This is a genomic window from Aeromonas sp. Prich7-2 (assembly GCF_017939255.1).
GTDB classification, from domain to species: Bacteria; Pseudomonadota; Gammaproteobacteria; order Enterobacterales; family Aeromonadaceae; genus Aeromonas; species Aeromonas caviae.
Map to the genome: position 1 here is coordinate 1 of NZ_JAGKRI010000131.1, position 9,242 is coordinate 9,242.

Annotated in this window: 9 protein-coding genes and 1 pseudogene; 5 read left to right on the plus strand and 5 right to left on the minus strand. The window is 64.4% G+C overall.

Features of this window, described 5'->3' with window-relative positions:
* From J9892_RS17645 to J9892_RS17655, 3 genes are all read left to right on the plus strand, one after another.
* Positions 1–133, plus strand: a 133-nt coding sequence (locus J9892_RS17645; RefSeq protein WP_162231338.1) for a transposase, incomplete at its 5' end; no start/stop codon positions are given.
* A gap of 76 nt (positions 134–209) precedes the next feature.
* Positions 210–1,643, plus strand: a complete 1,434-nt coding sequence (locus J9892_RS17650; protein WP_010676077.1) for a DUF2867 domain-containing protein — start codon at positions 210–212, stop codon at positions 1,641–1,643.
* Between the two features lie 179 nt (positions 1,644–1,822).
* Entirely contained in the window at positions 1,823–3,079 is a 1,257-nt protein-coding gene (locus J9892_RS17655; protein WP_045522880.1) for a malic enzyme-like NAD(P)-binding protein, read from the plus strand.
* Positions 3,080–3,151: 72 nt separating this feature from the next.
* On the opposite strand, the gene J9892_RS17660 is transcribed toward J9892_RS17655, so the two are convergent.
* From J9892_RS17660 to trmA, 5 genes and pseudogenes are all read right to left on the minus strand, one after another.
* Positions 3,152–3,334, minus strand: coding sequence for a hypothetical protein (locus J9892_RS17660; protein WP_010676075.1), 183 nt, complete (start codon positions 3,332–3,334; stop codon positions 3,152–3,154).
* A 54-nt stretch (positions 3,335–3,388) separates the two neighbouring features.
* Positions 3,389–4,714 carry a two-component system sensor histidine kinase RstB gene (gene rstB / locus J9892_RS17665; protein WP_210538640.1) on the minus strand — a complete coding sequence of 442 codons (1,326 nt, stop codon included), beginning with the start codon at positions 4,712–4,714 and terminating at the stop codon, positions 3,389–3,391.
* 113 nt (positions 4,715–4,827) lie between these two features.
* Positions 4,828–4,917: pseudogene (locus J9892_RS24710) on the minus strand (two-component system response regulator RstA); the annotation flags it as partial.
* 25 nt (positions 4,918–4,942) lie between these two features.
* Positions 4,943–5,650, minus strand: a complete 708-nt coding sequence (gene rstA / locus J9892_RS17670) for a two-component system response regulator RstA (RefSeq protein WP_010676073.1) — start codon at positions 5,648–5,650, stop codon at positions 4,943–4,945.
* A gap of 265 nt (positions 5,651–5,915) precedes the next feature.
* Positions 5,916–7,049 carry a tRNA (uridine(54)-C5)-methyltransferase TrmA gene (gene trmA, locus J9892_RS17675; RefSeq protein ID WP_109111944.1) on the minus strand — a complete coding sequence of 378 codons (1,134 nt, stop codon included), beginning with the start codon at positions 7,047–7,049 and terminating at the stop codon, positions 5,916–5,918.
* 169 nt (positions 7,050–7,218) lie between these two features.
* On the opposite strand from trmA, the gene J9892_RS17680 reads away from it, so the two are divergent.
* Positions 7,219–8,340 (plus strand): DUF5610 domain-containing protein, encoded by a 1,122-nt coding sequence (locus tag J9892_RS17680; RefSeq protein WP_128296676.1) that lies wholly within the window; start codon positions 7,219–7,221, stop codon positions 8,338–8,340.
* A gap of 94 nt (positions 8,341–8,434) precedes the next feature.
* A complete protein-coding gene (locus J9892_RS17685; protein WP_042016441.1) occupies positions 8,435–8,968 on the plus strand; it encodes an ATP--cob(I)alamin adenosyltransferase in 534 nt (177 codons plus the stop codon).
* Positions 8,969–9,242: the final 274 nt, after the last annotated feature.

Genomic DNA, 9,242 nt, shown 5'->3' on the forward strand with positions numbered 1-9,242 from the left:
CCCGATGCACACGAGTGTGCTGGAAGGGGTGAACAACAAGATCAAAGTGATAAAGCGTATGGCATATGGATTTAGGGACTCAGAATACTTTTTTCTGAAAATCAAGGCGGCCTTCCCCGGAAAGCCGCGATGAACCTTTTTTATTGGCCGCCATTCTGTAATTCCCCGCTTTGCCCTATGGTGTTGGCTCAACCAAGGGAGAAGAGCCGATGCGTACATGTCTGGTGATGGGAGCTGCCGGGTACATAGGATCCTACCTGGTGCCCCATCTGCAGGGTCTGGGGTACAGGGTCATCGCCGGGGCCCGTCGTCCCTGCCGTCTGCCGGAGGGGGTGGCGTTTCGCCTCGCCGACAGCCTCAAGCCTGCCACCCTGCCCCCTGCGCTGGCGGGGGTCGACACCGTCTTCTATCTGGTACACGCCATGGGGGCGGGGGCCGGTTTTCACCGGCTGGAGCAGCAGGGAGTGAAGAACTTCGCCGCTGCCGCCCGTGCCGCCGGGGTGCGCCGCATCGTCTATCTCGGCGCCATCCAGCCCGAGCCCTGCAACAGTCGCCACCTCAACTCCCGGCGCTACTGTGGGGAGCTGTTTCGCAGCGCAGGGGTGCCCACGGTAGAGCTGCGTGCCGGCATCATCATAGGCCCCGGCTCGGCGGCGTTCGAGGTGATGCGGGATCTGGTGTACAACCTGCCCATGATGGTGACGCCCAAGTGGGTGCGTTCCCGCACGCCCCCCATTGCCCTCTCCAACCTCTTGCACTATCTGGGCGGGCTGGTGGAAGCCGACGGGGTGGACGGCCAGATCTTCAACGCGGCCGGCCCCGAGCTGCTCAGCTACCAGCAGCAGCTCCAGAAGTTCGCCGCCCATATCGGCAAACGCTGCCCCATCATTCCGATCCCCTTTTTGAGCCCCCGGCTCTCCGCCTGGTGGCTGCAGTTCGCCACCTCGGTTCCCCAACCCATCGCCAAGGCGCTGGTGGGGGGGCTCAAGCACGACATCCCGGCGGATGACGGCCCCTTGCGCGCCCTGCTGCCCCAGCATCTGCTCAGCTTCGACGAGGCGCTGGCGGAGAGCCTGGCGCTGGAGCAGAGGCTCGGTGCCGAGCAGCACGGGGAGGAGACGCCCCTTGGTCTGCGCTGGCGTCATCCCGAATATGGCTTCTACGACCGCACCGCCAGCGGGGAGGCGGATTGCCTCGCCGCCCCCGAGGTGGTGTGGCAGGTGTTGCAGCAACTGGGGGGTGAGCAGCGCTACTTCTACATGAACGAGCTGTGGGTGGTGCGCGAATGGATGGATCATCTGATCGGCGGCCCGGCCCGGACCCGGGGACGCACCAACCCGGATCGCTTCGTGAAGGGGGACATGCTGGACTCCTGGCAGATCCTCGGGGTGGATGAAGGACGCAGGCTGGATCTGCTGTTCAACATGAAGGCCCCCGGCGTCGGTCGGCTGGAGTTCAACATCCAGCCCCTGGAGTCCGGCCTGACCCGGCTGCGGGTGACGGCCCACTGGCATCCGCAGGGGGCCTGGGGGCTGGCCTACTGGCTCGCCATGCTGCCGTTCCACCTCTTCATCTTCCAGGGGATGACGGAGGCCATCGCCCGGCAGGCAGAGGCAAAAGCCGGCATTCCAGTCATGGATTGAAATCGAATCTATAACTAATTGGGTAATTTTGGGTGGCATGACATGCTACTGACTAGCGTGTCATTGCTATCCAGCGATATTTTATGCTGTGAAAGGGCGGGGGATTTCTTTATGATCCTCAGCCCTCGCCCGTCGGCGAGCCAACGCATCACTCATTCATTTCCGTATCGGGGTCCCCCATGTCCGATCAGCAGCACGATCTCCGCCAACAAGCACTCGACTACCACGCCCAACCCGTTCCGGGCAAAATCGCCATCGCCCTCACCAAGCCCGCCGAGACCGCTCGCGATCTGGCGCTGGCCTACAGCCCGGGCGTTGCCGAACCGGTACGCGAGATCGCCGCCAATCCGGCCGATGCCTACCGCTACACCGGCAAGGGCAATCTGGTGGCCGTCATCTCCAACGGCACCGCCATCCTGGGGCTGGGCAATCTGGGCCCGCTGGCCTCCAAGCCGGTGATGGAGGGCAAGGCCCTGCTGTTCAAGCGCTTTGCCGGCATCGACGCCATCGACATCGAGGTGAAGCACGAGACCAGCGCCCAGTTCATCGATACGGTGGCCGCCATCGCCGACACCTTCGGCGGCATCAACCTGGAAGACATCAAGGCCCCCGAGTGCTTCGAGATTGAAGAGGCACTGATCGCCCGCTGCGACATCCCGGTGTTCCACGATGACCAGCACGGTACCGCCATCGTCACCGCCGCCGGGCTGCTCAACGCGCTGGAAGTGCAGGGCAAGGAGATTGGCACCAGCCGCATCGTCTGCATGGGCGCCGGCGCCGCCGCCACCGCCTGCATGGATCTGCTGATCAAGTGCGGGGCTGCGCCGCACAACATCTTCATGCTGGACCGCCAGGGTGTGATCCACAGCGGCCGCACCGATCTCAACCAGTACAAGCAGCGTTTCGCCAACGACACCCCTCTGCGCACCCTGATGGATGTCATCGACGGGGCTGACGTCTTCGTCGGCGTCTCCGGCCCGGACGTACTACCCGCCGAGGCGGTGGCCCTGATGGCCCCCAACCCGGTGATCTTCGCCTGCTCCAACCCGGACCCCGAGATCAAGCCTGCCCTGGCTCACGGTGTGCGCGGGGATCTCATCATGGGAACCGGCCGCTCGGACTACCCGAACCAGATCAACAACGTGCTCTGCTTCCCCTTCATCTTCCGCGGTGCCCTCGACGCCCGTGCCAGCCGCATCAACGATGCCATGAAGATTGCGGCAGTGGAGGCGATCCGTGCTCTGGCCAAGGAGCCGGTGCCCGCCGAGGTGCTGACCGCTGCTGGCGTGAGTGAACTCGCCTTCGGCAAGGATTACGTCATTCCCAAGCCCATGGATGCCCGCCTGCTGCCGCGGGTTGCCCGTGCCGTGGCGCTGGCGGCGGTTGCCTCCGGGGTGGCCCGCATCGAACTGCCAGGGGATTACATGCTGGGTTGAGTCACGGCAAGTACGCAAAAAACAGAAGGGGCCCCTGTCGGGGGCCCCTTTTTCATGGCGGGAGCGGGCGGCTTACTTGGTCTTGGGAGCAACCTTGACGGCCGGCGCCTTGGCGTGGGCAGCCTTGTGATGCTTTTTCACGACCTTGGTCTGGGTGGCGTGGGGAGCGGCGGCCTTGGTCGGGGTGGCGGCCATGGTGAAGCCGGAGGTCAGGGCGAAGACAGCGGCCAGAGTCAGGGGGATCAGCTTGTTCATATTCCAGTTCCTCGTTCGGTTTGATGACATGGAGCGTTTCTCCATGACTTCATCCTAGGGCTGTTCGACCTGCGGTTCAGTGAGCGACTGGTGACGGTTTGTATCCAAATGTACGGGCAGGATCAGGCAGAAACGGGCACCGCTGCTGCTTGGCAGCAGTTGCACCTCGCCGCCGTGGTGGTGGGCGATGCTGCGCACGATGGCCAACCCCAGCCCGGCGCCGCCGGTGCGTCTGTCCCGGCTCTGATCCAGGCGCACGAAGGGCTCGAAGATTTGCGGGGCCAGCGCGGGATCGATGCCGGGGCCATCGTCGGCGACCTCCAGCAGATAGTCGTCCCCCTGTCGCGCTATGCAGAGGCTTGCCTGGCTGGTGGCATGGCGCAGGGCGTTGCCGATGAGGTTTTCCAGCGCCCGGTCCAGCAATCGGGTGTCGCCGCGCCAGGGCAGGGGCATGGCCGGGCGCACGAAGTCGAGCCGCTTGTCCGGTCGCAGGGCCTGCCAGTCGGCCAGGCGGCTGCCGGCCCAGCTGCCGAGCTCCAGATCGCTGCATTGCAGCGGCAGTTCGGGGCGATCGAGCCTGGCATAGGTCAGCATCTCCTCGATGAGGGCATCGAGGGCGCCGAGGTCCCGCTCCAGTCCCTGCTGCTCCTCGGGTGAGGGAGGCTCGGCCAGCATGGCGAGGCGATAGCGCAGCCGCACCAGGGGGGAGCGCAGCTCGTGGGCGATGGCGTCGGTCAACTGCTTGCGACTGGCCAGCATGGCCTGCAACTGCTCCGCCATCTGGTCGAAGGTGCGGCCGACCCGGCCCAGGCTGCTGCCGGGCGGCAAACCGGTGCGACAGGAGAGATCCCCGTCGCCGACCCGGCGGGCGGTCTGTTCGAGCTGTTGCAGGCCGCGCCAGTGGGGGCGCAGCCAGAGCAGGATGGGCAGGCCGAGGGAAAGGCCGATGAGCAGCAGCAGCCCCACGTCCACCCAGTGCAGCTCGTGCAGGTAGGAGAGGTAGGGGACGGGGCCGACGATCAGCACCTTGTCGGTGTTCGGGATGCGCTGCAGGAAGGTGTCATCCTCCTCGACGATGACGATGTTGCCCGCCTCGAGGAAGGCCTGATCCTCGCTGGCCAGGGGCTGGTTGGCGAGGACGCCGATCTGCAGCGGCAGATTGAGCTGGCGGCTCTGCTCGCCGGTGCGGGTGGCCCAGTGTTCCGGCGGCAGCCGGGCCAGCTCGCCAGTGAGCAGGCCGAGGGAGCCTTGCATCATCCGCTCCAGATAGCGGTCCCCCGCCCGCTCTGCACTGACCTGATAGACCAGCCCGATGAGCAGAATGGCGAGGGTGAAGCAGCCTATCAGCAACAGATAGAACTGGATAAACAGGCGTCGCATCGGGGCTCTCCTCTTGCCTGGATTGCGTCTGGACATTGCCTTGTTGCCCCTCATCCCCAACCCTTCTCCCGCAAGGGGAGAAGGCTGAGTGCATCAAGGTCATTCGGCGGGGCTTATTCCCAGGCCTGGGGCACCAGCAGGTAACCTTTCTGGCGCACCGTCTTGATCCAGATCGAGTTGTTGCTGTCATTCCCTGGCTTCTGGTGTGCAGGCGTGTGAGACACCAGCTCATTCCCAAGCCTGGGGTACGAGTAGATAACCCTTCTGGCGCACCGTCTTGATGCGGGTCGGGTTGTTGCTGTCATCCCCGAGCCGGCGGCGCAGACGGGAGATGGCCACGTCCATGCTGCGATCCTGGCCGTCGTAGTCGCGCCCCCGCAGGCTGCGAAACAGCGCCTCCCGCCCCAGGATCTGGCCGGCGTGGCAGGCCAGCTCCCACAGGAGGTCGAAATCGGCGGTGGAGAGGGGAATGCTCTCCCCATCGAGGCGCACGTCCCGACCCGGGCCGTCTATCTGGAGGCGGCCGAACTGCAGGCGCTGGGGTGGGGCGGCGGGGACCACGGCCTGCTGGCTCTGCCCCTGCTGGCGAAACTGGACCCGCAGCCGGGCCAGCAGCACCGGGGGGGGCGTGGTCTTGAGGATGTAGTCGTTGGCCCCCAGCTCCAGGCTCAGGATCTGGTTCATGTCGCTGTCGAGCGAAGTGAGCATGACGATGGGGCCGGCAAAGCGCGGACGCAGATCCCGGCACAGGGAGAGGCCATCCTGCCCCGGCAGCATGATGTCGAGCAGCACCAGATCCGGCTGCTCGGCCAGGGCCCTGTCGAGTGCCCGGTCACCCCGGGTCTCCAGCAGCACCTCGATGTCGTGGCGACCGAGCCAGCTGCTGATGAGCTGGCCTATCTCGGGATCGTCTTCAACAAACAGAACGCGTGGCATGGTGGCGTGGTTCCCCGGTCATGGCGTGAGTGGGCGTGTCGCCAGCATAACGGCTGCGTCCGCGCTCTGCACCGGGATAACTAATCAATGCGGGGGTTTTTGCCCCTTCTCCCGGGGGAGAAGGGGGGACAGGATGAATCGGTTGGTATTGGGCCACCCCCACTTGTCCCGTGGCGGGTCGGGGCAGCGCGATGAGGCAGGATCCGTGCCCTTCAGTGGCCAAAGCGGCCCCGGCTGCCATGGAGCAGCCGGGGAACCGCCCGGATCAGCCGCCCTTGCGCTTCAGGTACACCCCGGCTTCCATGTGGTGGGTCCAGGGGAACTGGTCGAACAGGGCGAAGCGGGCGATCTCGTGGGTTTCACCGAGCACGGCCATGTTGGCCTGCAGGGTCTCGGGGTTGCAGGAGATGTAGAGGATGTTGTCGTAATCCTGCACCAGCTTGACGGTGGCGTCGTCGAGACCGGCCCGGGGCGGGTCGACGAAGATGGTGTTGCACTGGTAGGCGCGAAGATCGACCCCCTTGAGGCGGTTGAACTCCCGCTCGCCGCGCATCGCCATGGTGAACTCCTCCGCCGACATGCGCAGGATGATCAGGTTGTCGACACCGTTGGCGGCGATGTTGAACTGGGCGGAGTCCACGCTCGGCTTGGCGATCTCGGTGGCCAGCACCTTGCGAAAGTTCTGCGCCAGGGCGATGGAGAAGTTGCCGTTGCCGCAGTAGAGCTCCAGCAGGTCCCCCTCGCTCCCCTTGGTCACGTCCAGGGCCCAGCCCAGCATCTGCTCGTTGATGGCGGCGTTGGGCTGGGTGAAGCTGTTTTCCACCTGCTTGTAGACCAGCTCGCGCCCCTGCACGGTCAGGCGTTCGATGACGAAGTCATCCCCGAGACAGATCTTCTGCTTGTGGGCGCGGCCAATCAGTTGCAGCTCGAACCCCTTGGCACGCAGGTCGGCCTGCAGCGCCTCGGCGGCCTGCTGCCACTCGTTCTCCAGCTTGCGGTGGTAGAGCAGGCTGACGCAGATCTGGCCGGACTGGGTGGAGAGATAGTCGATCTGGAACAGCTTCTTGCGCAGCACGGGGTGCGGGCGCAGCCCGGCCAGCAGCACAGGCATCAGCCGATTGATGAGCAGGCTGGCGGTGGGGAAGCTGTCGACCCGGATGATCTCCTTGGTGGCCGGTGCATACATGCAGTGGAAGAGGTCATCCCCCTCGTGCCAGATGCGGAACTCGGCGCGCATCCGGTAGTGTTCGGCGGGAGAGGCGTGCAGCTCCAGCGCAGGCGGATTGAAGGGGGCGAACAGCTGGGTGAGGCGATCGCGCTTCTCGTCGAGCTGGGCCTGGTAGTCGGCAGGAGTCCGTCTGCCCTGGGCGTCGGCGGAAGAGGGCTGGGATTGAGTCATGGATACCTCGCATGCACCGGGCTGAGCCGGGGAAAGACCGGGGGAAGGCCGCAGCCAACCAAAGGGTGGGGATTTTAAAAGGCCGTTGCGGATTGTCCAAGTTTTTTGTGGTCAAGAAGTGGCCAGTCGGGCCGATAACCGATCCACCACTATAGGCGGGAGAGTAATGATGCAAATTGATGGCATGGGCGCAGCCCAACCCAAGGGAGTGGGCATTGCTCCCAAATCGCCTCAACAGACGGAGTCGAAGACGGCGGACAAGGGGGATGAGGTCTCCCTGAACAAGCCCCCGAAATGGGCCCAGGTGTTGATCCAGCAGGCGCTGCAATTTGCGCTGGAGATCAACGGCCAGGGCTACAAGGCACCCAAGGTGCAGGAACCCCAGGAGATCACCCCGGAGACCCTGTTCGATTTCCAGTCGGTGGCGGACAACGTGTTGCAGTTCGTCACCGGGCGGATAGGCGCGGCCCGTGCGGACGGCAAGTCCGACGACGACCTGACCAAGATGATGGAGCAGGCCCGCAAGGGGGTGGACAAGGGCTTCGGTGACGCCAGGAAGCTGCTCGGCGACTGGGCGGACAACGAGGACATCAAGACCGGCATGGATCAGAGCTACAAGCTGATCCAGAAGGGGCTCGACGAGTTCGAGAAGGAGTTCTTCGGCAAGGTGTCGACGACGGATCTGGGGGATGCCAGGATGGCCAGCCGCCAGCAGGCCCTCCTCGAGATCGAGACCCGGGACGGGGACAAGGTGATGCTGCGCTTCAGCGACAGCTGGCAGTTCAAGTCCCAGAGCGATGGGGGCGGCAGCCAGTTCAGCCTCAAGTCGAGCCAGAGCTTCGACTTCTCCCTGGAGGGGGATCTCGACAGTGCCGAGATGGATGCCATCGGCACCCTGGTCAAGGGGCTGGACGAGCTGGCCGGGCAGTTCTTCAAGGGGGGTGACGGCAAGACCCTGGCGGACGGGCTGAACGGGCTGCAACTGGATGACAGCCAGCTGGTCTCCTACTCCCTCAAGCTCAAGCAATCGGCCAAGTTGAGTCAGACCTACCAGGGGGCCAGTTCCCTGCAGGAGAGCCTCAAGCCCCTGGCGGACTACCTGCCGAGGCTCAGCCGGTTGCAGCAGCAGGCCGACGCCCTGCTGCCCCCTTCCCAGCAGGAGGCGCTGACACCCACCGTGCTGGCGGCGCGGGGTCAGGACGGGGCGACCCAGGGGGCAGGCTTCATGGGCTTCAACCAGCGGATGCTGGAAGCCATGAGGCTGCTTGGCCAGCAGATGGCGACCGGCTAGTCTGGCGACGCCCCCGTGATGCCGGCGGGGGCGGGGTGTTTGCCAGCCCGTCCCCGGGCTGGCACACTGCCCTTTTCCCCAGCCCGGCGATGCCATGAACCCCAAGAAGCCAAGAGACAAGCGCGAGCTCTGCTACCCCTTCATCTTCGAAACCCAGTTTCAGTGCGACTACGAGATCGCCACCGACGAGCTCTGCTGCCAGGTGGGGGCCGTGCTCTCTCATCTGATGCCGGATGAGGATACCCGGCCCGTGATGGCGGATCTGGCGACCCTGCAGCGGCTCATCTACAACCTCAACGGCTCGGTGCGGGGACGGCTCGGCATCTTCGAGGAGGATCTGGACTGGCTGAAGGGACGGTACGATCACTACAACGAGGCGAGTCGCGGCCGGGTGACCGGCTTCGTGCTGCCCCAGGGGCCCCAGCCCATTCCCACCCTGCACCTGTGCCGCTGTGGCAGCAAGAAGGTGGTGCGTCTGCTGGTACGCCTGGAAGAGAGCGGCGTGCGCTTCGATCCCATCCTCTATCGCTTCGCCAATCTGCTGGCCAACTTCTTCTTCGTGCTCACCGTCTACCTCAAGCAGGCGTGGGATGTGACCGAAGTCCCCTATGTCAGCATCAACTACTGATGAAGAGATGATGTTTGATGTATTCGTCGCATCACACATGGCGGCGTAGGGTTATCGGATCGAAAAACAGCGATGAGGCAGCATCCGTCACTTCGGGGGATGCAGGCATAAAAAAACCGGCGCCCCGAGCGCTAATGCCAGTCAGTTAAGCCTGACTGGCATTGTTTTTACTAGGTTTTCTCGTCGCATACTTCTGTGGTTTGGCTTTGATGCACCTTGGGTAACTTCGTTCTCGGCGGGCGGGTAACTTGAACTGCTCTGCCTGTTTGTCCAA